We start from the raw sequence: 21,755 nt of genomic DNA on the forward strand, positions 1-21,755 counted from the left end.
GCGGCCGGTGCGGGGGCGGGGACTGGTGGGCATGTGCCTGACTCTACCCAGCGGTTACTCGTGTCTACCCACGGGTTACTCGTGGGTCAGGTTGACCGTGAGAGAGATCACGACTCGAGGCTGTCCGTGAGTCCGACGATGCAGTTACGCTACGACTCGTAGCGAAACCTCATACGTGAGGCGAGCGACAACCACTGGCGCCAGGGTGGGGACCCAGCGCCGACCCGAGCCTCCTCGGGGAGGTCAGATCGCGGTCTGTCCGTACGCCCCGCAATCCGGCGGGGGGCTGCGGACAGCCGCGGTCCATCCCGCGTAACGCGGTCGCGAGGCAAGCACAAGGCAAGGGCTTCGCCAGAGCTTTTCACTCCCGCGCGCGGAAGGGAGAAGATGTACTCATGCAGCCACGGAACATGTCCATGAGCGGAGTCGTCGACCTCGCCGCGGTGAAGGCGGCCCAGGAGGCCAAGGCGAAGGCGGAGCAGGCGCGCGCCGAACAGGCCAGGCAGGGGGGTGGCGGTGCCGTACCGCCGACCAGTCTGGTGATCAACGTCGACGAGGCCGGATTCGAGAACGACGTCCTGCAGCGTTCCGCCGAAGTGCCCGTCGTCATCGACTTCTGGGCCGAGTGGTGTGAGCCCTGCAAGCAGCTCAGCCCGCTGCTCGAACGCCTGACGGCCGAGTACAACGGCCGGTTCGTACTGGCGAAGATCGACGTCGACGCCAACCAGATGCTGATGCAGCAGTTCGGAATCCAGGGGATTCCGGCGGTCTTCGCGGTGGTGGCCGGGCAGGCCCTGCCGCTCTTCCAGGGGGTGGCCCCGGAGCAGCAGATCCGGGCGACGCTCGACCAGTTGATCCAGGTGGCCGAGGAGCGCTTCGGGCTCACCGGGATCGCCGTCGAGCCGGGCGCCGAGGGCGCGGAGGGTACGGAGGGCGCCGCCGAGGCGGAGGAGCCGGCCGGTCCGTACGACGCTCTACTTGAGGCCGCCGTCCAGGCGCTGGACGCGGGCGACCTCGGCGGCGCGGTACAGGCGTACAAGAACGTGCTCGCCGACGACCCGGCCAACACGGAGGCCAAGCTGGGGCTCGGGCAGGCCGAACTGCTGCAGCGCGTCCAGGGGATGGACCCACAGCAGGTCCGTAAGGACGGCGCGGAGAAGCCCGGCGATGTGGCCGCGCAGATCGCCGCCGCGGACCTTGACCTGGTGGGCGGCCATGTCGAGGACGCCTTCGGGCGGCTCGTCGAGACCGTCAAGCGCACCGCTGGGGACGACCGGGACGCCGCGCGGGTGCGGCTCCTGGAGCTCTTCGAGGTGGTCGGGTCCGACGACCCGCGGGTGGCGACGGCTCGGTCGGCGCTGGCCAGGGCGCTGTTCTGACCGGACGGCGAACACCGGACTGCGGTGAACACCGGACGGGGCTGTTCTGATCGGACGGCGGTGAACGCCAGACGGCGGGTGAACACCGGACCGCGGTGAACGCCAGACCGTGAACGGCGAGGCCCCAGAAGCCTTGTGAAGATTCTGAGCACAGAGTGAGACAGCGGCCGCGCTTTACCAAAACTTGGTAAGGCGCGGCCGCTGTTACTTGGAGTAAGTCACCCCCCTCAAGCCGTGCACATCTGCCCGTAATTTCCGGATGTATAACCCGCGTTTACTCCACCCTCGGTACGTGTGGGGTACCCGGCGGTACGGCCATGGTTATCGCGCCGTTACCAGCGAGTAACGAACCCCCTTGTGCGGGCGCCGCGAATGCACCACGATCGGCCACGCTCGGTCCATACCGGCAGCCCGACAGCCAGCTCGGGACGCCGGATTCGTGGGTCCCCACCGAGTGGCCCGAGGCACCGCCGAAGGTCATCAGGACAGGGGGTACTGCCTCCGGCAGCGCCTGTCCGATCGGTCGTGCGTCTGAAGCGAGGCGCGGCCAGTGGTTGTCGCTCGGGGGTGATCGCCGGTGATGCGGGCGCGGTACGCGCCACCGATACGGGCGCTCTCCTTCCCGAGGACGTAGCACTTCTCCCATCCCTGCCCGGCTGAGCCGCCATGGAGCAGTCAGGGCCCGGGGTGTACGTCCGAGAAGGAGGAAAGTCATGGAATCCGTGGCTCGTGGCGGAACCAGATGGAAGCGGTTCGCCGTGGTCATGGTGCCGAGCGTCGCGGCGACCGCCGCGATAGGCGTCGCCCTCTCACAGGGTGCGCTCGCGGCATCGTTCAATGTGTCCGGTCAGCAGTTCAAGGTGACCGCCAAGAAGCTCGAAGGCCAGGGCTTCGTCCAGTACGGAGCTCTGGACAACACCGCGAAGGGCAAGAAGCCGGTCGCCGTGGTCGGCCTGGAGACGGCCCAGATCACCGAGCTGTGCCAGTCCGTGGTCGTTCCGGTCCCGGTGTTCGGCGATGTGTCGATGAACCTCACGGCCGGCGGCGGCGACACCAAGGTCGACGCCAAGAAGCTCTACATCGACGCCGACGACCTGTCGGCGAACGCGACGTTCACGAACATCGACATCGGTGTCTCGATCGACTCCACCACCAAGGGCCCGGGTCCGGCGAAGCCGGGCAAGGACGGCCAGGGCGCCTACGCTCCCGGCTCCTTCGCCCAGCAGGCGGAGAAGGTGGAGTTCACCGACGTCAAGCAGCGTGCGTGGGCCACCACCGCCGGCACCTTCAAGCTCCCCGGCCTGAGCATGCAGGTCAAGAAGGGCAAGCACGAGTGCTACTGACGCACTCACCCGTGCGGCACGCGCCGCGCTGACCGGCCGGGCGTGGGGCTACTGACGCACTCACCCGTGCGGCACGCGCCGCGCTGACCGGCCGGGCGTGGGGACGTCGGTGGCCAGGCCACTGTCCACCGGCCGTCCCCCTGCCCGGACCGGCACCAACACAGAACCAACGCCTTTCCCGAGGAGCTGTACGACATGAGCGCCGACGAGCGAGGAGGGCTGGGCGACAGGCTCAGCCGGATGCGCCGATCGTTCCGAGGGTGGCGCGGCCAGCGTCCGTTCTGGGGCGGTCTGCTGACCCTGCTGGGCGGCATCCCGATCATGTACTTCCCGTACGCCAGCATCCCGCTGGGCGCGTTGACGATCAGCATGTCGACCACCGCGGGCGCCGGGTCTCTGATCATCGGTGTGCTGCTGGTCGTGCTCGGCCTGACCCTGTGGTTCCAGCTGCAGTCCCGCGTCTTCGCGGGCGTCGCGGCGATTCTGCTCGCCCTGGTCTCGCTGGTGGTCTCCAACTTCGGTGGCTTCGTGGTCGGGTACCTGCTGGCCATGATCGGCGGTGCGCTGGGCGTCGCCTGGGTGCCCGACAAGTCCGGGGACGCGCCCGACAAGTCCGGGCACGCGAAGGACGCCAAGAGCTCCCAGAACGCCGAAAGCGCCCAGGACACAGTGGACGCCGTGGACGCCGAGCCTGCCGCCGCGGGAGCCGCGAACAGCTCGGGCGGCACAGCGGACGACGCGTCAGGGGCAGGCCCGACCAACGACGGAACGAACGGGAGGCACAGTGCCGGGTGACGAGGTGCAGGCCCTTGAGGAGGGGGCCGCCGCCGCGGACGAGCCCCGGGTCAGAACCGGGCCGCGGCACGCTGCCCCCAGGAAGCCGCTGCTGACGAGGCTCCAGATGCCCGCGGGCAAGGCGATAGCGCTCGCCGCGATGCCCAGTGCCGTACTCATGGGCATGGGCCTGACCCCCACCCTCGCGCAGGCCAAGCCACAGCCGGACAGCCCTTTCCGGGACGGTCCATGTGTCACCGCGCCGGACGCGGAGGCCGAGGACGACACGGACAAGGCGCCTGAAGCAGAGAAGGACGCCGAGGACGCCAAGGGCACGGACGACCAGGCCGACAAGGCCGACGGTGAGGACGCCAAGGACGCCAAGAACGGCGGGTCCGAGGCCAACGAGCCGACGCCTTCGCCGTCCCCGGCAGCCCCCGGATCCGGGTCCGGGGCCGGGGCCGGGTCCGACGGCAAGGCCGACCCCGCCCCGTCGCCCTCTCCGTCCGCCTCGGGCGGGCAGACCGCCGAGCCGGAGCCCAGCCCCGCACCGGCCGAGACGAAGAACCCGCTCGACCCGCTGGGGGTCGGGGACGCGCTGAAGCAGTTCGGCGATGACGTCAAGGACTTCTTCACACCGGGCGACGAGACGGAGGCGGAGGACGAGCCGTCCGCGTCCCCGTCGCCCACCACCCCGGACGCGACCAAGGACGACTCCCCCGTCGACCAGGCCACCAAGCCGGTCGAGGACGCCGTCAAGGACACGGTCGGCGGTGCCAAGGACGGCCTCGACGACACCGCCGAAAAGGCCGAGTCCGCCGCTGAGGACGCGGCGGACAAGGTCAAGGACGGAAAGGACGGAGCCGAGGACGCGGTCGAGCCCTCCCCCGAGGAGGCCGACCCGATGGCGCCGGACGAGGACGGCAAGGTGCCGTTCCCGTGTGTCGTGGAGAAGAAGGTCGCGGGCGAGGACGAGACCCCGCCCGCCCCGATTCCCAACGACCCGTGGGAGCTGGAGGCGACCTCCCTGCTGCTCAAGGGCCTCGACTACAAGGGCGTCGTCAATCTGCGCACGCCCGACGGCCGGGTCAAGCAGGCGCTGAAGTTCACCGTCGACGACGGCACGGACATCGGCGACCTGCACCAGATCGTGGGCGGCCCCGGTGGCAAGCGGTACCACGTGGAGGCGGCCAAGGGCTCGACCTCCACGATCCGCGGCGGACAGACGATCATGTACACGGAGCGCCTGCAGGGCAATCTCTTCGGGCTCATCCCGATCGTCTTCGACCCGGAGAACCCGCCACCGCTGAACGTCCCGATCGCGTACTTCACCAACGTGAAGGTGACCCAGGCCGGGCAGTTCGGCGGGACCCTGACCGTCCCCGGTCTGCACCAGTCGATCACCGGCTGAGGCGGCTGAGGCGGCTGAGGCGGCTGAGGCGGCTGAGGCGGCTGAGGACGGTACGCAACGGATTCGCCCTGCCAGGCAGTGCCTGGCAGGGCGAACGTCGTACTGGACCTGACCGTAGAGTCAGAAGCCCGGCGGCTCGGTGTACGTGCCCCACTCGTCCCGCAGCGCGTCGCAGATCTCGCCGAGCGTGGCCTCCGCGCGCACCGCGTCCAGCATCGGCTCGATCATGTTCGACCCGTCGCGCGCGGCGCCCAGCATCGCCTCGATGGCGGCCCGCACCCTGGCGTCGTCCCGGCCGCCCTTGCGGTCGGCGAGCACCCGCACCTGCTCGCGCTCGACCTCGTGGCTGACCCGCAGGATCTCCAGGTCACCGGTCACCGAGCCGTGGTGGGCGTTGACGCCCACGACCCGCTTGTCGCCCTTCTCCAGCGCCTGCTGGTACTGGAAGGCGGACTCGGCGATCTCTCCGGTGAACCAGCCGTCCTCGATGCCGCGCAGGATGCCGGAGGTGATCGGCCCGATGGGGTGCTGGCCGCTGGGGTGCGCCCGCAGCCCGCGCTCCTTGATCTGGTCGAAGATCTTCTCGGCGTCGGCCTCGATGCGGTCGGTGAGCTGCTCGATGTACCAGGAGCCGCCCAGCGGGTCGGCCACGTTGGCGACGCCGGTCTCCTCCATCAGCACCTGCTGGGTGCGCAGCGCGATCTCCGCGGCCTGCTCGGAGGGCAGCGCGAGGGTCTCGTCCAGGGCGTTGGTGTGCAGCGAGTTGGTGCCGCCGAGCACCGCGGCGAGTGCCTCGACCGCCGTACGTACGACGTTGTTGTACGGCTGCTGCGCGGTGAGCGAGACGCCCGCGGTCTGGGTGTGGAAGCGCAGCCACTGCGCCTTGTCGGTCTGGGCGCCGTACACGTCCTTCATCCAGCGGGCCCAGATGCGGCGCGCGGCGCGGAACTTGGCGATCTCCTCGAAGAAGTCGACATGCGCGTCGAAGAAGAAGCTCAGACCGGGCGCGAAGACGTCCACGTCCATGCCGCGGCTGAGGCCGAGCTCTACGTATCCGAAACCGTCGGCCAGGGTGTACGCCAGCTCCTGCGCGGCCGTCGCGCCCGCCTCGCGGATGTGGTAGCCGGAGACCGAGAGCGGCTTGTACGCGGGAATCGCGCGGGCGCAGTGCTCCATCAGGTCGCCGATCAGGCGCAGATGGGGCTCGGGCTGGAACAGCCACTCCTTCTGGGCGATGTACTCCTTGAAGATGTCGGTCTGCAGTGTGCCGTTGAGTACGCCGGGGTCGATGCCCTGCCGCTCGGCGGCGACCAGGTACATACAGAAGACGGGTACGGCGGGCCCGGAGATCGTCATCGAGGTCGTGACATCGCCCAGCGGGAGGTCCTTGAACAGGACCTCCATGTCGGCTGCCGAGTCGATGGCGACCCCGCAGTGCCCGACCTCGCCGAGCGAGCGCGGGTCGTCCGAGTCACGCCCCATGAGGGTCGGCATGTCGAAGGCTACGGAGAGGCCCCCGCCGCCGTTGGCGAGGATCTGCTTGTAGCGCTCGTTCGTCTGCTCGGCGTTGCCGAACCCGGCGAACTGGCGGATGGTCCAGGTGCGGCCGCGGTAGCCGGTCGGGTAGAGCCCGCGCGTGAAGGGGTACTCACCGGGCCAGCCGATCCGCTCGAATCCCTCGTAGGTGTCCCCGGGTCGTGGCCCGTAGGCCGGCTCGACGGGGTCACCCGAGAGCGTGGTGAAGTCGGCGTCCCGCTTCTTCGCGGAGTCGTACCGGGCCTGCCAGCGGCGGCGGCCCTCTTCGATGGCGTCAGCGTCCATACCAATGAATTTACTAGGACGTCCTAGTAAATGTCGATGGCCAACCGCCGCGCGTTGGTCGCGCGGCGGTGGAGTACGGCGGTGGGGTTACGCCTTGGCGGTCGCCTGCGCACCGTCCGTGATCAGCGTGCGGGCCTCACGGGTGACCTTCGGCTCGACGAAGAACGAGGCGAGCGGGATGCACCCCGCGGCCAGCACCCACAGGAGCTTGCCGAACGGCCACTTCGCCTTGGAGCCCAGGTCGAAGGCGAAGATCACGTAGATGATGAACAGCACACCGTGAATCTGGGAGATCACCATGGTGTCGCCGGCATCGAACCCGTACTTCGCGATGATCGCCGCGGTGAAGACCAGCAGCCATACGGCGGTGATGTACGCCATCACCCGGTAGCGGGACAGCACATTCGACTTCATGGCATCGAGCGTAACCGCGCGAGGCGGGCGATCTTCGCGCGGGTTGGGACAGTCCCTACGCCTCGTCGAAATCGTGCGCGGCGACCCTGAGCGGCCGCAGCATCGCGAAGATCTCCGCGCACTCCTCGTCGTCGTACGTCCCGAGCCCGAAGTCCATGTCCATCAGCTCGCGGGTGGCGGCGTCGACAACCTCGCGCCCCTTGTCGGTGATCGAGGCGAGCGTGCCGCGCCCGTCGTTCGGGTTGGGGCGCTTGTCGACCAGGCCCGACTTCACCAGCCGGTCCACGGTGTTGGTCACCGACGTCGGGTGCACCATCAGCCGCTCGCCGATCTTCGACATCGGCAGCTCACCGGCCTTGGAGAAGGTGAGCAGCACCAGCGCCTCGTAGCGCGCGAAGGTCAGTCCGTACGGCTTGACCACCGCGTCGACCTCGGCGAGCAGGATCTGGTGGGCGCGCATGATCGAGGTGATCGCGGCCATGGACGGCACGGAACCCCAACGCTGCTTCCAGAGTTCGTCGGCTCGGGCGATGGGGTCGAAGGGGAGGCTGAGCGGCTTCGGCACACATCTGACCCTACCGGCCGGTCATATCGTGGTCAGCCCCGTCTCGAAGTTCGGTCCCCCGCCGCTCGGTCCGGAGGAAACCCACGGGTGTGGCGCCCCGGAGCGCCATACACCTTATGTAACGATTGCCCGGAATCATCCGCGCGCCGTCGTCCCAGGGGGCTGGATGTCCGCCCGTCTCACCCGCGTCACCCACATCGCCCATCTCGCTCACCTCACCCGCACCGCACACCTCACCCGTGGCGCCCGAGCCGTCGCCCTCGCGGGGGCCATCGCGCTCACCTTCGGCTGCTCGTCAGGCCCCGAGCCACGGGAGGCGGCCCTGGTGCGCGGGCCGTCGAACGCCTCCCCGTCACCGGGCTCATCCGGTTCGCCGTCCGCGGCCGACGACAGCCCCTTCTGGGTGGACCCCGTCAGCCCCGCCGCCCGGCAGGCCGAACAGTGGCGTGAACAAGGCCGCGCCAAGGACGCCGCGCTCATCGAGCGCATCGCCTCGCAGCCGGTCGCGGTATGGCCCGCGGGTGACGATCCGGCGCCGAAGATCAGGGCGGCCAGGGAGGGCACCGCGCGGGACGACCGCACCGCCGTCCTGGTGGCGTACAACATCCCGCACCGCGACTGCGGACAGTACTCGGCGGGCGGCGCGCACAGCGTGGACGTCTACCGGAGGTGGCTCGACACCTTCGCGGAGAGCATCCAGGACATGAAGGCGATCGTGATCCTGGAGCCGGACGCGATCCCGCACAGCGTGGACGGTTGCACCCCCGCGCAGTTCCACCAGGAGCGCTTCCAACTGCTCGCCGAGGCCATCGAGCGGCTCAAGGAACAGCCGAACACCAAGGTGTACCTGGACGCGGGCAACCCCGACTGGATCAAGAACCCGGGCCGGCTGGCCACGCCGCTGCGCGACTCCGGAATCGCCAAGGCCGACGGCTTCGCGCTGAACGTCTCCAACTTCCAGACCGACGACGCCGTACGGGACTACGGGCACCAGCTGTCGGCACTGCTCGGCGGCAAGCACTTCGTCGTCGACAGCAGCCGCAACGGCAACGGCCCGCTGCCCGGCGCCCGGACGGACGCCTGGTGCAACCCGCCGGGCCGCGCGCTCGGCAAGCGGCCGACCGCCGACACCGGCGACCCGCTGCTCGACGCCTATCTGTGGATCAAGCGGCCCGGTGAGTCGGACGGCGAGTGCCGCGGCGGGCCCAGGGCGGGCCGGTGGTGGCCGGACTACGCGCTCGGCCTGGCCCGGAACACCAGAACGTAGCGCTCACGCGTCGCGTGCTCACTGCTTGACGTGAATCCACTGGGCCTCGGACGGCGTCCCCTCGCTGTCGGTGACGAACACCATGTACCAGCCGGGCGGCACCAGCGCCTTGTCGTCGGGGACCGTCACCGTCACCGAGTCCTTGCTCTTGGAGACCTTCAGCGCGATCGACCGCTGCTCGACGTCCGTGACGTGGGTGACCGCGCTGGGCCGCATCAGGCGGGCCTGCTCGATCCGCTCGGGGTCCTCGGCCTCGAAGGTCGCGCGGCCGTGCTGGTCCAGTTCCTGAGGGCCGTCGCCCAGGACCGGCCGGTCGTCCCCGTTCTTGTGCAGATACGGCGGCGTGTAGATCTCCACCCGCTGCTCGAAGGTGCCGAGCTTGGAGTTCTGCTTGTTGGCGAAGAGCGGGTCGGAGCCGAAGACGGCCACCCGCCCGTCGGGCAGTAGCAGCGCCTCGGAGTGGTAGTTGCGGCCGACGGTGGGGTCGGCGGCGGGGGTGAAGGAGTTGGACTCCGGGTCGTAGAACTGCGCCTTGAGGATGTCGCTGGCACCCCGGCCGCGGTAGTCCCTGGAGCCCCCCGTGGTGAACACCGAGTCGTCCGGCAGGATCACGCTGTTCAGATAGCGGGTGCCCTGCGGGAGGCGGGGGCCTTCCTCGAAGGCCGGGTTCTCGTCCTTGAGGTCGATGAGGGCCGTACGGGCGGTGGACTTCGTGGACTCGCCGACGCCGCCACCGCCGAGGATCATCACCTTCTGGTCCTGGGCGGGGGGCAGCAGCAGGGAGCTCGCCGTCTCGGTCTGGTTGATGTCGGTGAGGCCGGGGACCTTCTCGAAGGTGTTCTTCTCCAGGTCCCAGATCCCTGGTTCGCGGCCCTTGTCGGCGGGTCCGTAGCCCGCGTTGGCGGCCGGGTAGAAGAGCTTGCCGCCCTTGGTGAGGAAGAGCGCGGGGTAGGTCGGGAAGTAGCGGGTGGGGCCCTTGGACCACTTCTTGGTCTTGGGGTCGTAGAGCTCGTTGTCACCGGGGTCGACCACGCCGACCTCGTCGAGTCCGGAGACGGCGAGCACCTTTCCGTCGTCGAGGGTGACCAGTGTCGGATACCAGCGGGCCTTCTTCATCGGGTCCACGGGGACGTACTTCTCCGCCTTGGGGTCGAACTCGTACGCCGCCTTGATCCCCTGGAAGTCCTGGTCTTTGGTGGTGAGTTTCTGGGCGATGCCGTAGACGTTGTCGGCGTCCTTGCCCTTGAGCCCGACGACCTCGTACTGCGCGGCTTGGGTGGTCAGCCCGCTGGGCCCCTCCTTGACGGCTTCCACGAAGACCCGGACCTCGGCGGCGGTGACCTTGGTCTTCCAGGGCTTCATCACGCCCTTCTTGGAGTACGTGACCTCGAACTCGCGCTTGGCCTTGGGGACGGTGACATCGGCCTGGGTGACGTACTCCACGCCCGTGGGCGAGCGGAACCTGGTGCCCTTCTTCAGGGTCACCGCCTTGTCCGGGCTCTCGTTCTTGATCCGCATGCCGCCGCCGGCCCGCTCGACGGCGTCGCCCAGGACCTCGTAGCGGGCGGTGCCGCCGGCCACCAGCAGGCGGCCGTCGGGGAGTTGGGCGTGCCCGGCGCAGAAGAAGTCCTCGGGCGTCTCGATCTTCTTGAAGGAGTTGTCCTTCGGGTCCCACAGGGTGGTCTCGAAGGTGCCCGCGTCGAACTGCTTCTGGTTGTTGCCCGAGCCCGCCACCAGGAGCACCTTGCCGGTGTGCAGCAGGGCGGCGTGGATGGAGTTCAGCTGGTACTCCTCGGGCATGTCGAGGATCTTCCAGGAGCCGTACTGCTTCTTGTAGCCAGGCTGGGCGATCTTGTAGTCGTGGTACTTCTCCTCGGCGAAGGAGAGGGCGGCCGGGGCGTTGAGCGCCGCGAGCAGCCCGACCGCTCCGACGCCGAGTGCCGTCTTCTTCAGCCGCTTGCTGGGGCGGTACGCCATGGCTCAGCTTCCTCCTGTCGTCGTGCTGGACACCGTGCTCGTCACCGGGCTCGTCACCGGGCCGGGTGTGGCGAGCGCGGGCTCCGGCTCGCCTTCCTCGATCGGGGCGCACCGCGGCTGCCTGCTGCTGCGCTCCCTTCGTGCCCTTCGCTCCCTCAGCTGCGTACAGCCCCACACGGCGGTCGGCGCGAGTGCGAGGGCCAGGGCGAGGAAGGCCCAGGTCCGCATGGCCACATGGCTGTGGCCGAGGACGAACGACGCGGTCAGCGCTCCGGCCACGACGACCGCCCAGGTGAGGTGGATACGGAAGGTCAGCAGCCGGTCGGGGCTGGTGCCGCCGCCCTTGGGGGTGACCACGAACCTGCTGGGCAGCCGCAGCGCCGCCTCGCCCAGCGACTTGGCGTAGATGGGCGCGGAGAGCGCGGACATCACCATGCCCGCGAGTCCGCCGGAGCCCTCGGGTTCGTGGGGTGAGACGTTGTGGCGGCGGTTCCAGAGGTAGAGGCCCACCTGCAGGGCCGCGGCGTCGCTGTAGAGCATCAGCCAGATCGAGGCGGAGACCTGGGTGCCGGAGGCCCCGAACCACAGGAAGAGTGAGCAGCTGAGGATGCCGAGTACCCAGGTGAGGGCGGCCATCGGGTAGAAGGCCAGCATCAGCGAGTAGTTGAAGAGCCGGCCGGGCGGCATCCGGAAGACGCCCTTGACGTACTGCTTGAGCAGCGTCTCGTACGTCCCGCGCGACCAGCGCATCTGCTGGGTGAAGAAGTCGGTCCAGGAGGCCGGGCCCTCGCCGACGGCGAGCACGTCCGGGGTGTAGACGGAGCGCCAGTGGCGGCGGGTGGCCGGGTTCCTTCTGCGGTGCAGTTCGAAGCCGGTGGCCATGTCCTCGGTGATCGAGTCGTAGAAGCCGCCGACCTGCTTGAGCGCGGATACCCGTACGGCGTTGTTGGTGCCGACGAACATCGGTGAGCGGTAGCGGTTGCCGGCGCGCTGGATCAGGGCGTGGAAGAGGAACTGCTGGGACTCGGCGGACTTGGTGACGGCGGTGGTGTAGTTGCCGTACACCTGCGGTCCGACGACGAAGGCGACGTCCGGGTCGCGGAAGTAGCCGAGCATCCGCTCCAGGAAGTTCGGCAGCGGTACGTGGTCGGTGTCGACGGAGGCGAAGAACTCGTATCCGCCGCCGTGCATGGCGAGCCAGGCGTTGTAGTTGCCGTGCTTGGTCTTCGCCTTGTGGATGCCCTTCTTACGGTTCCACTCGGGCACTCCGTTCCGGGTGAAGTGGCGTACGCCGAGCTCCGCGCAGAGTGCCTTGGCCGCGCTGTCGTCGCCCTCGTCCAGGAGCCAGACGTCGAGCGGACCGTCGTGGCGCAGGGCGATCGCGCCCTCCAGGGTGGCCCGGACCATGGATATCGGTTCCTTGCCCGGCACGTAGGTGGTGAGGAACGCGACGCGGGTGCCCGGCTGCGGGGTGACCGGCACCGGGTCCCTGGCGACCATCGTGGCGTGGGCGATCGAGATGACGTTGACGAGCATGAACAGCTCGATCAGGCCGATCGCGACGAGCATCGTGATGTCGAGCCCGACCAGCCACTGGTCGCCGCCCTCGCGCCTGGTCCAGTGGGACGGCCAGACCAGGTAGCCGAGCAGTACCGCGGTGAGCAGCGGCGCCATGCTCATCATCAGGATGGCGCGTATTCGGTGGGGCTCTCGGGAGAGGAGCTTGCGGTACTGCACCTGGTAGGGGCCGGGTTCCGGCTCGGTAAGCGGTCCGGCCAGCCTGCTGTGGGTGTCGTAGTCGTAGCCCTCCGGCCGCACAGCGCCCTCCAACCGATCGAACTAGCTGATACCCCCACAAAAGGGGAGATTTATCGGCGTGTCGAACGGGAGGCGTCCGTGCGAGCGGTTTTGCCTCTGGCGGGTTTGGCGGTGGTCTGGCCCGCGCGCTCAGCGGCGGGTGGTGCGGCGCAGCCGGTGGCGTACCGCGCGCTGGGCGACAGGGCCCAGTTCCTCCAGGGCCGCGACCAGCACCGTCAGCTGTTCCAGGGCGTCCAGGGCACGTTGTGCGCCGCCGGGGTCGACGCCTTCGTACAGCTCGATTCCGACGAAGGAGGCGGCGACGGCGCGGGCGAGGCCGACGGGGTCGGCGAACTCGCCGAGCGGGGTGGTGGTCAGCACCCGGGCCAGCACCTTCTCGATCTCGGCCATCCACAGGTCGAGGCCGGCGGCGGTGGCGGGGGCGAGCCGGGGCTGGGTCTGGGCGCCCGCGAGGAGCTGGCCGAGCACCGCGACATGGCCGAGCTCGCGTTCCCGCTCGTGCATCTCGCGCCCGAAGGCGAGCAGCTCGGCGAGGCTGGTGACCTGGTCGAGCCGCTCGCGGTAGAGCGCGACCCGCTGCTCGGTGCCGTACCGGCAGGCCGCGGCGAGCAGCTCGTCGACGGACCCGAAGTGGTAGAAGACCAGCGCCTGGTTGACGCCGGCGGTGGCGGCGACGGTGCGCGCCGAGGTCTTGGCGATGCCCTGTTCGGTGAGGGTACGCAGCGCTCCGGCGAGCAGCTTCTGTCTGGTCTCCTGGCTCTTGGCCGACTCCTTGGCCTTCGTGGCCCCTTTGACCTGGCGCTCGCTCATGCGCGGGCCTCCTCGCGCACCGGGCGCAGGCCGGGACGCACGCCGCACTGCCGGACGTCCGTATACGAGGCGGCGAAGGACCCTTCGTATCCGAACAGCGGCCCGAAGCGGCGGTTGGTGACCCGGACGCGGATACGGAAGCGGCCGCTGTGGTCGTCGAACGTCTCGCGGACCTCGGCGTCGCCGCCGATCAGGTCGGGGACCCGGACGTCGACGGGGCCCTCCCGGAAGCGGTGCGTTCCGGAGCGGATGACGAGGCCGCCGCGGCCGTCCGTCGAGAAGTGCAGGTCGGACGCGAGGTGCTGGTGGGTGCCGAGGTAGTCGAGGATGCGGTCGCCCTGGGTGCCGAGCACCATCTGGGCGTCGAAGCGGCGGGGACCGCCGGGGAGCTGGAAGGTGCGCACGAAGGTCACCGTCTCACGGCCGTATGTGTCGGTGTACGGCACGTTCTCGATGGTGAACGGGATGTGCCTGCCCTCGCGTGGCACCAGGATGTTGCGCGTGCCGCCAACCGCCAGGAACGGCTTGACGAAACTGCCGCCGTGCCAGATGCGGTCCATCACGCCGCGCCCGACGCAGGCCTCGCCGCTCGCCAGGCCGACGGAGAAGCGGCGCTGCAGCTGCGGGTGCAGGCGGTCGAACTCGGGGCCCATGACGGTGCGGAAGATCGAGGCCGGTGTCATCGGGACTCCTGGAGGGCGAGAGTGTCGAGGATTTTGGGGGCACGCGCGCGTGCGGGCGGCTTCCGCAGGCAGCGGCGGGCCGCGGGGGTGGTCGGGAGTGGCCGCAGGAGGGCGGCGAGTACGGCGACGAGCGCCCCGGCCGCCGGGGACACCAGCGCCACGGCCACCACGCAGGTGATGCGCAGCAGCACCTCGGCGAGCGCGGACAGCAGGGCCTGCCCGGGGCTGATACCGCGCTCCAGCCAGAGCCGCAGCCGGTCGAAGGACCAGGCTGTGGCCCAGCCCATCAGCGGCCGGAAGACCAGACGGTCGGCGAGGGCGCCGGCGCGGCCCCAGCGGGGCCGGTAGTCGTAGCCGGTGACGAAGCGCACGCCATCGTCGCCGTCGGGCACGTACCGCCAGTAGCCGCTGCCCTCCGCGAGCAGGGACAGCGGGTGCGGGGAGCTGAACCGCAGCGCGGAGGTGCGGGTGCCGTCCGGGCGGTGCTTCTCGCCCGCGGAGACGCCGGTGCCGGCGACGGTGAGGCCGGGCAGTACGCGGGTGGCGTACCGGAAGTGCTGGGGCTCCCCGTCGACCTGCGGCAGGTAGTCGATCTCGGTGAAGCGGAGGTCCCAGCGCTGGTGTTGGGCGGGGGTCTGGGTGCGGTACCAGAGCGCGTCCAGGTCGGTACGGATGCGTGCCTCGATGTACAGACTCACGGGTCCCCCCACGTCAGCGCCATGTTTGAGCGAGTGCTCAATGTGAAGGTAATGGTTTTTGAGCGATCGCTCAACTCTTAGGGGCGAGAAAACGCCGGCCGGGCTGAAGAACGTCAGCCCGGCCGGCGTTTGAGGTCAGTCGTTGAGCGCTACGCGGACAGGTGGCGCTCCACCGTGTCCACCTTCGACGTGAGGCCGTCCGAAACACCCGGGCGGATGTCCGCCTTAAGGACGACGGACACTCGCGGCGCCCGCGCCTCGACCGCCGCGACGGCGCGCCGCACCACGTCCATCACCTCGTCCCACTCCCCCTCCACCGACGTGAACATCGCGTCGGTGCGGTTCGGCAGCCCGGACTCCCGCACCACACGGACCGCGTCGGCGACGTACTCCCCCACGTCCTCGCCGACACCGAGCGGAGTGACCGAGAACGCCACGATCACGCGCCGGCGCCTTCCGTGGCGCTCTCCTTGCGGGCCCGCGCGGCGATGACCGCGCTGACCGCGTCCTCCGCCTCCTGCTTGAGCTTGCGCTCGGCGAAGAAGCCGCCGGCCGGCAACACCGAGAGCGCGAAGTACAGCGCGGCCCGCTTCACGTCCCACCGCGTGCGGTTCCAGGCGTCCAGCCAGAAGACCACGTACAGGATGAAGAGCACGCCGTGGATCGCGCCCATGACCGGCACCGCGTTGAAGTCCGTGGTGCGCTTGAGCACCGAGCATACGAGCAGCAGCAGGAAGGACACGGCCTCCGGTGCGGAGACGAGCCGGAGTCGGCGGAGTGCGGATGCGGTCTTGATGTCCACGAAAGGGCACCTTCGGTAGTCGGTGGGAGGAACCCACGAATCGGGGTCTCTTCAGGGTACGGATAGCCCTGGGGGACCTGTCGGGGGGCACCCCCGCCGGATACGGTCACCTCCGTGGCAACCTTCCGACTCCAAGGCAGCAAGATGCTGGCCGTCGATATGACCGGGGACGCCGTCAAGGCGAAGAACGGCTCGATGGTCGCCTATGACGGCCGAATGACCTTCAAGAAGATGACCGGTGGCGGTGAGGGCCTGCGCGGCATGGTGACCCGCCGCCTCACCGGCGAGCAGATGGCCGTGATGGAGGTGAAGGGAGAGGGGGTCTGCTACTTCGCGGACCGGGCCAGCGACATCAACCTCGTACAACTGCACGGCGACAAGCTGCATGTGGAGGCGAGCAACCTGCTCTGCACGGACGCCGCGCTGCGCACCGGCACCACGTTCACCGGGCTGCGCGGCGCCTCGCAGGGCAACGGCCTGTTCACCACGGTCGTGGAGGGCCAGGGGCAGGCGGCGATCATGTCGGACGGCCCCGCGGTCATCCTGCGGGTCGCGCCCCAGTTCCCGCTGGTCGTCGACCCAGGGGCGTATATCGCGCATCAGGGCCAGGTCAACCAGAGCTTCCAGTCCGGTGTGACGTTCCGTACGTTCATCGGCGAGGGCTCGGGCGAGGCCTTCCAGATCCGCTTCGAGGGCGACGGCCTGGTCTACGTACAGCCCAGCGAGCGCAACACCATCGGAGGGGACCTCTGATGCCGTTCCGCGAACTCAACTCCAAGATGGTCGAGGCCACGATCACGCCGGGGCAGCGGCTGTTCAGCCAGCGCGGCGCGATGCTCGCGTACCGCGGCGAGGTCTCCTTCACGCCCAACATCCAGGGCGGACAGGGCGGCCTGGGCTCCATGATCGGGCGCCGGGTGGCCAACGAGGCGACACCGCTGATGACGGTCGAGGGCAGCGGCACGGTGCTGTTCGGGCACGGCGGCCACCACATCCAGGTCATCAACCTGGCCGGGGACACCCTCTACGTGGAGGCCGACCGGCTGCTCGCCTTCGACGGGTCACTGCGTCAGGGAACGATGTTCATGGGCTCGCAGGGCGGCGTGATGGGCATCGTGCGGGGCCAGGTCAGCGGCCAGGGCCTGTTCACGACGACGCTTGAGGGCCACGGCGCGGTGGCCGTGATGGCGCACGGCGGGGTCATCGAGGTCCCGATCACCCCGCAGCGGCCGGTCCACGTCGACCCGCAGGCCTATGTGGCGCACCACGGCGACGTACGCAACAAACTCTCCACGGCGCTCGGCTGGCGCGACATGGTGGGCCGCGGTTCGGGCGAGGCCTTCCAGCTGGAGCTGTCCGGCAGTGGTGCGGTGTACGTCCAGGCCTCGGAGGAGAAGCTTTGAATCCTCCCTCAGCTGAAGCAGAGGGATTCCTGGCTCACGCCGCCTGCGGGTCAGCGACCTGACAGGTCTTCCACGATCAACACCAGCCGGGTTGAAACCAGCCCGGGTTCGTACAGCAAGGCTTGGAGGTACATGTGCTGTCTTGGCTCTCGATCAGCACGGCGTACGCGCTTGATTCTCGCAACGCACGGCGGTCAACCTACCCGACCGACCGGGGCATCCTCGGAGGAATCCGATGAACCACCCCCCGGCGACCGGGCCCGTGATCTTCGACCCGACGACCCTGCCGGTCGACGACAACGTCAACGCCTACACCTTCTGCGTGGACCTCAAGGGCAGCCAGTGGTTCCTGCAGAAGGGCAAGATGATCGCCTACTACGGGTCGATGCAGTTCAACGGCATCGGGCACGGCCCGCTGGACAACCTGATCCGCTCCAGCTTCCACTCACCGCTGCACGCGAACGACTGGGTGGTCGCCGAGGGCAGCGGCAAGATGCTGCTCGCCGACCGGGCCTTCGACGTCAACTCCTTCGACCTGGACAACGGCAACCTCACCATCCGATCCGGGAATTTGCTCGCTTTTCAGCCAAGTCTCCAGCTCAAGCAGTCGATCGTGCCCGGCTTTGTGACGCTCATCGGTACGGGTAAGTTCGTCGCCGCGTCCAATGGCGAGGTGGTGTTCATGGAGCCGCCGATCCGGGTCGACCCGCAGGCGCTGGTGGGCTGGGCGGACTGCCCGTCGCCGTGCCACCACTACGACCACGGCTATCTGCGCGGCTTTCTGGGCGGTGTGCGCGGGCTGACCGGCCTCGGGGGCACCTCGGGCGAGGAGCACCAGTTCGAGTTCGTCGGCGCGGGCACCGTACTGCTGCAGTCGACCGAGACACTGATGGCGGAGCAGGCGACCGGGGCGGTGCCGCGGCAGGAGGGGGTGCCGGGGCGGGCGTACTGAGTTCGCGAACGCAACGACGGGGGGTAACCGGCCAGGTCGGCCACCCCCCGTATCACTCCGCGCTGTGAGCGGTAGTCTGCGGAGTGTGACGTCGAACGCGTGCGCCCCTGCCGCATCGTGGCCGGAGTGCCTGTGGTCACATTCCTTCATTCGTTCACATTTCAACTTCTTAGGTAGAATCGATTTATGGAGACCGAGACGGCCACCCCCTGGCTAACCGACGCCGAGCAGTGCGCCTGGCGTACCCACCTGGACGTCAGCAGGCTGCTGATGCATCAGCTCGAAAAGGATCTACAGCCGTTCGGACTGACCAACAACGACTACGAGATCCTGGTCAACCTCTCCGAGGCCGCCGATCTGCGGATGCGGATGAGTGACCTCGCCACCTCCACCCTGCAGTCCAAGAGCCGCCTCTCGCACCAGATCACCCGGATGGAGAACGCGGGCCTGGTACGCCGGGAGAACTGCGAGTCGGACCGGCGCGGGCTCTACGCCGTGCTCACCGACCACGGCCTGGCGACCATGCAGAAGGTCGCCCCCCACCACGTGGACTCCGTACGCAGGCACTTCATCGACCTGATCGACGCCGACACCCTCCAGCAGCTGCGCGCGACCCTGCACCCGGTGGCCGAGCACCTGCGCGAGCAACGCGGCCGCGTCTGAAAGGCGAAAGGGCGACCGGGACAGTCGGCGCAGGGCCCGTGTCGCCCGTCCGCGTGTCCGCGACCGCCCTCACACCCGTCAGGCCGGTCCGCGACCGCCCTCACACCCGTCAGGCCTCGGTGAGACCCGCCACCAGTTCGTCCGCCGCCGCGTACGGGTCCAGTTCGCCGGCGGTGATGCGCTCGGCCAGGGCGCTGAGGCGGCGGTCGCCGTGCAGGTCGCCGATGCGCTCCCGCAACGCCGTCACCGCGATGGTCTCCACCTCGCGGGCCGCGCGGGCCGTGCGCCGCTCCGCGAGCGCGCCCCGCTCCTCCATCCAGGCGCGGTGCTTCTCCAGCGCCTCCATCACCTCGTCGATGCCCTCGCCCCGGGCCGCGACCGTCTTCACGATGGGCGGGCGCCAGTCGCCTGGGCCCCGGGACTCCCCGAGCCCCAGCATGTGGTTGAGCTCGCGGGCGGTGGCGTCGGCGCCGTCCCGGTCCGCCTTGTTGACCACGTAGACGTCGCCGATCTCCAGGATTCCGGCCTTGGCGGCCTGGATTCCGTCGCCCATGCCGGGCGCGAGCAGCACCACCGAGGTGTCGGCCTGCGAGGCGATCTCGACCTCGGACTGCCCGACGCCCACGGTCTCGACCAGGACCACATCGCAGCCCGCCGCGTCCAGCACCCGGATCGCCTGCGGCGCCGCCCACGCGAGGCCGCCCAGGTGCCCGCGGGTGGCCATCGAGCGGATGTAGACGCCCGGGTCGGACGCGTGCTCCGACATCCGGACCCGGTCACCGAGCAGCGCGCCGCCCGAGAAGGGCGAGGAGGGGTCGACGGCCAGGACACCGACCCGCTTGCCCGCCCTGCGGTAGGCGCTGACCAGCGCCGAGGTCGAAGTCGACTTACCGACACCGGGCGAGCCGGTCAGCCCGACCACGTACGCGCCGCCGGTCAGCGGTGCCAGCTCGGCCATCACCTCACGCAGCTGCGGGGACGCCCCCTCCACCAGCGAGATCAGCCTGGCCACCGCACGCGGCCGGCCCTCCCTGGCCTGGGCCACCAGCTGGGGGACGTCCACCATCACAACTCCGTTCCTCGGATGGGTCTGCCGGGTACGCGGATCAGCCGCGTACCCGAATCAGTCGGATACCCGGATCAGGCGCGCGGCACCCGCACGATCAGGGCGTCGCCCTGACCGCCGCCGCCGCACAGCGCGGCCGCGCCCGTGCCGCCGCCGCGCCGCTTCAGCTCCAGCGCGAGATGCAGCACCAGACGCGCGCCGGACATGCCGATGGGGTGGCCCAGGGCAATCGCGCCGCCGTTGACGTTCACCTTTTCCGGGGTAACCCCGAGGTCCTTCATTGACTGCACGGCGACCGCCGCGAAAGCCTCGTTGATCTCGATCAGATCGAGGTCGTCAACGGTGAGCCCCTCCTTGCCCAGGGCGTGCTTGATGGCGTTCGAGGGCTGGGACTGCAGCGAGTTGTCCGGGCCCGCCACGTTGCCGTGCGCCCCGATCTCGGCGATCCACTCCAGGCCCAGCTCCTGCGCCTTGGCCTTGCTCATCACGACCACCGCGGCCGCGCCGTCGGAGATCTGCGAGGCCGTACCGGCCGTGATCGTGCCGTCCTTGGCGAAGGCCGGGCGGAGCTTGCCGAGCGACTCGGCGGTCGTCTCGGCGCGGATGCCCTCGTCCTTGGCGAAGACGACCGGCTCGCCCTTGCGCTGCGGGATCTCGATCGGGGTGATCTCGGCCTCGAACAGGCCGTTCTTCTGGGCGGCGGCGGCGCGCTGGTGGCTGAGCGCGCCGATCTCGTCCTGCTCGGCGCGCGCGAGGCCCAGTCGGGTGTTGTGCTTCTCGGTGGACTCGCCCATCGCGACACCGTCGAAGGAGTCGGTCAGGCCGTCGTGCGCCATCGAGTCCAGCATCTCGATCGCGCCGTACTTGTGGCCCGCGCGGGAGTTCGGCAGCAGGTGCGGGGCGTTGGTCATGGACTCCTGGCCGCCGGCGACCACGATGTCGAACTCGCCGGCCCGGATGAGCTGGTCGGCCAGCGCGATCGAGTCGAGGCCGGAGAGGCAGACCTTGTTGACCGTGAGCGCCGGGACGCTCATCGGGATGCCGCCCTTGACCGCGGCCTGGCGCGCCGGGATCTGCCCTGCCCCGGCCTGGAGCACCTGGCCCATGATCACGTACTGCACCTGGTCGCCGCCGATACCGGCGCGGTCGAGCGCGGCCTTGATCGCGAAGCCGCCGAGGTCGGCGCCGGAGAAGGACTTCAGTGAGCCCAGCAGCCGCCCCATGGGCGTACGGGCCCCGGCGACGATCACCGAAGTCGTGCTGTTCGTTCCAGACATGAGGCACGGCCCCTTGGATGAGAGGGAGTGAACGAGGGTTTACTTGCAATGTACTGACCGGTACCCACCAGCGTCACCGGCCAGCCAGTGTGATCGCGCGCACGTTGCGTAATCACGCCTGGAGGCGCTGCACTGGACAGATGCTGACGCGCATCGACCACATCGGGATCGCCTGTTTCGACCTCGACAAGACAGTTGAGTTCTACCGCTCCACCTACGGATTCGAGGTGTTCCACACCGAGGTCAACGAAGAGCAGGGCGTACGCGAGGCCATGCTCAAGATCAACGAAACGTCGGACGGCGGTGCCACCTACCTCCAGCTCCTGGAACCGGTGAACGACGAGTCCACCGTCGCCAAGTGGCTGGCCAAGAACGGCGAGGGGGTCCACCACATCGCCTTCGGCACCCCGGACGTGGACGCGGACGCCGCGGCCATCGGGGCCAAGGGCGTACGGGTCCTGTACGAGGAGCCGCGGCGCGGTTCCATGGACTCCCGGATCACCTTCCTGCACCCCAAGGACTGCCACGGTGTGCTGACCGAACTGGTCACTTCGGCCCCCGCGCCGTCACCGGAGCACTGACCTCCGCATCCCTGGGCCGGTAGGGTTGGGGCGATCGCCCGGCTTGCCGGG

The 21,755-nt window shown here is 69.3% G+C and carries 22 protein-coding genes; 10 read left to right on the top strand and 12 right to left on the bottom strand.

Annotated features, from left to right (window positions below; translation table 11 throughout):
• The first annotated feature begins 395 nt into the window (after positions 1–395).
• The 4 genes from U9R90_RS10090 (at position 396) to U9R90_RS10105 (ending at position 4,907) form a co-directional block, all read left to right on the top strand.
• The gene (locus tag U9R90_RS10090; protein ID WP_411056059.1) at positions 396–1,379 is read left to right on the top strand and encodes a tetratricopeptide repeat protein; all 984 of its coding nucleotides are present in this window, start codon (positions 396–398) and stop codon (positions 1,377–1,379) included.
• Positions 1,380–2,092: 713 nt separating this feature from the next.
• Positions 2,093–2,722, top strand: a complete 630-nt coding sequence (locus U9R90_RS10095; protein WP_411056060.1) for a DUF6230 family protein — start codon at positions 2,093–2,095, stop codon at positions 2,720–2,722.
• A 195-nt stretch (positions 2,723–2,917) separates the two neighbouring features.
• Complete coding sequence (locus tag U9R90_RS10100; protein ID WP_411056061.1) at positions 2,918–3,517, top strand: DUF6114 domain-containing protein; 600 nt, start codon at positions 2,918–2,920, stop codon at positions 3,515–3,517.
• Positions 3,507–4,907, top strand: coding sequence for a hypothetical protein (locus tag U9R90_RS10105; protein WP_411056062.1), 1,401 nt, complete (start codon positions 3,507–3,509; stop codon positions 4,905–4,907). The genes U9R90_RS10100 and U9R90_RS10105 overlap by 11 nt, the downstream gene beginning before the upstream one ends.
• Positions 4,908–5,027: 120 nt before the next feature.
• On the opposite strand, the gene U9R90_RS10110 is transcribed toward U9R90_RS10105, so the two are convergent.
• The 3 genes from U9R90_RS10110 to U9R90_RS10120 all read right to left on the bottom strand — a co-directional run bounded on the left by U9R90_RS10110 (position 5,028) and on the right by U9R90_RS10120 (position 7,707).
• Complete coding sequence (locus U9R90_RS10110; RefSeq protein WP_411056063.1) at positions 5,028–6,728, bottom strand: methylmalonyl-CoA mutase; 1,701 nt, start codon at positions 6,726–6,728, stop codon at positions 5,028–5,030.
• A gap of 87 nt (positions 6,729–6,815) precedes the next feature.
• A complete protein-coding gene (locus U9R90_RS10115) occupies positions 6,816–7,142 on the bottom strand; it encodes a DUF3817 domain-containing protein (RefSeq protein ID WP_411056064.1) in 327 nt (108 codons plus the stop codon).
• A gap of 55 nt (positions 7,143–7,197) precedes the next feature.
• Complete coding sequence (locus tag U9R90_RS10120) at positions 7,198–7,707, bottom strand: MarR family winged helix-turn-helix transcriptional regulator (RefSeq protein ID WP_411056065.1); 510 nt, start codon at positions 7,705–7,707, stop codon at positions 7,198–7,200.
• A gap of 166 nt (positions 7,708–7,873) precedes the next feature.
• Here U9R90_RS10120 and U9R90_RS10125 point away from each other — a divergent pair, with 166 nt between their 5' ends.
• On the top strand, positions 7,874–8,974 hold the full coding sequence (locus tag U9R90_RS10125) for a glycoside hydrolase family 6 protein (RefSeq protein WP_411056066.1): 1,101 nt from the start codon (positions 7,874–7,876) through the stop codon (positions 8,972–8,974).
• An 18-nt stretch (positions 8,975–8,992) separates the two neighbouring features.
• Here the strand turns inward: U9R90_RS10125 and U9R90_RS10130 are convergent, their stop codons facing one another.
• From U9R90_RS10130 to U9R90_RS10160, 7 genes are all read right to left on the bottom strand, one after another.
• Complete coding sequence (locus U9R90_RS10130) at positions 8,993–10,951, bottom strand: galactose oxidase-like domain-containing protein (protein ID WP_411056067.1); 1,959 nt, start codon at positions 10,949–10,951, stop codon at positions 8,993–8,995.
• A gap of 3 nt (positions 10,952–10,954) precedes the next feature.
• Complete coding sequence (locus tag U9R90_RS10135) at positions 10,955–12,769, bottom strand: glycosyltransferase family 2 protein (RefSeq protein WP_411056068.1); 1,815 nt, start codon at positions 12,767–12,769, stop codon at positions 10,955–10,957.
• A gap of 129 nt (positions 12,770–12,898) precedes the next feature.
• Positions 12,899–13,579, bottom strand: a complete 681-nt coding sequence (locus tag U9R90_RS10140) for a TetR/AcrR family transcriptional regulator (RefSeq protein WP_411056069.1) — start codon at positions 13,577–13,579, stop codon at positions 12,899–12,901.
• Positions 13,576–14,262: a DUF4166 domain-containing protein gene (locus U9R90_RS10145; RefSeq protein ID WP_411056070.1), complete on the bottom strand. Its 687-nt coding sequence runs from the start codon at positions 14,260–14,262 to the stop codon at positions 13,576–13,578. The genes U9R90_RS10140 and U9R90_RS10145 overlap by 4 nt, the downstream gene beginning before the upstream one ends.
• Positions 14,259–14,960 (bottom strand): hypothetical protein, encoded by a 702-nt coding sequence (locus tag U9R90_RS10150; protein WP_411056071.1) that lies wholly within the window; start codon positions 14,958–14,960, stop codon positions 14,259–14,261. The genes U9R90_RS10145 and U9R90_RS10150 overlap by 4 nt, the downstream gene beginning before the upstream one ends.
• Positions 14,961–15,109: 149 nt before the next feature.
• Positions 15,110–15,403 carry an MTH1187 family thiamine-binding protein gene (locus U9R90_RS10155; RefSeq protein WP_411056072.1) on the bottom strand — a complete coding sequence of 98 codons (294 nt, stop codon included), beginning with the start codon at positions 15,401–15,403 and terminating at the stop codon, positions 15,110–15,112.
• Positions 15,400–15,762 carry a DUF3817 domain-containing protein gene (locus U9R90_RS10160; protein WP_411056073.1) on the bottom strand — a complete coding sequence of 121 codons (363 nt, stop codon included), beginning with the start codon at positions 15,760–15,762 and terminating at the stop codon, positions 15,400–15,402. Before U9R90_RS10160 ends, U9R90_RS10155 begins: the two co-directional genes overlap by 4 nt.
• Positions 15,763–15,876: 114 nt before the next feature.
• On the opposite strand from U9R90_RS10160, the gene U9R90_RS10165 reads away from it, so the two are divergent.
• From U9R90_RS10165 to U9R90_RS10180, 4 genes are all read left to right on the top strand, one after another.
• Complete coding sequence (locus tag U9R90_RS10165; protein ID WP_411056074.1) at positions 15,877–16,515, top strand: AIM24 family protein; 639 nt, start codon at positions 15,877–15,879, stop codon at positions 16,513–16,515.
• Positions 16,515–17,165, top strand: coding sequence for an AIM24 family protein (locus tag U9R90_RS10170; protein WP_411056075.1), 651 nt, complete (start codon positions 16,515–16,517; stop codon positions 17,163–17,165). The genes U9R90_RS10165 and U9R90_RS10170 overlap by 1 nt, the downstream gene beginning before the upstream one ends.
• Before the next feature lie 235 nt (positions 17,166–17,400).
• Entirely contained in the window at positions 17,401–18,117 is a 717-nt protein-coding gene (locus U9R90_RS10175) for an AIM24 family protein (RefSeq protein WP_411056076.1), read from the top strand.
• 186 nt (positions 18,118–18,303) lie between these two features.
• Complete coding sequence (locus tag U9R90_RS10180) at positions 18,304–18,780, top strand: MarR family winged helix-turn-helix transcriptional regulator (protein ID WP_411056077.1); 477 nt, start codon at positions 18,304–18,306, stop codon at positions 18,778–18,780.
• Between the two features lie 109 nt (positions 18,781–18,889).
• Here the strand turns inward: U9R90_RS10180 and meaB are convergent, their stop codons facing one another.
• Both meaB and U9R90_RS10190 read right to left on the bottom strand, forming a co-directional pair.
• Entirely contained in the window at positions 18,890–19,846 is a 957-nt protein-coding gene (meaB, locus tag U9R90_RS10185) for a methylmalonyl Co-A mutase-associated GTPase MeaB (protein WP_411056078.1), read from the bottom strand.
• Between the two features lie 74 nt (positions 19,847–19,920).
• Positions 19,921–21,123, bottom strand: coding sequence for an acetyl-CoA C-acetyltransferase (locus U9R90_RS10190; RefSeq protein ID WP_411056079.1), 1,203 nt, complete (start codon positions 21,121–21,123; stop codon positions 19,921–19,923).
• A gap of 140 nt (positions 21,124–21,263) precedes the next feature.
• Between U9R90_RS10190 and mce the strand changes: the two genes are divergently transcribed.
• Positions 21,264–21,704 (top strand): methylmalonyl-CoA epimerase, encoded by a 441-nt coding sequence (mce, locus tag U9R90_RS10195; protein ID WP_411056080.1) that lies wholly within the window; start codon positions 21,264–21,266, stop codon positions 21,702–21,704.
• Positions 21,705–21,755: the final 51 nt, after the last annotated feature.

The organism is Streptomyces sp. E11-3 (assembly GCF_046540415.1).
In the GTDB taxonomy this organism is placed as follows: domain Bacteria; phylum Actinomycetota; class Actinomycetes; order Streptomycetales; family Streptomycetaceae; genus Streptomyces.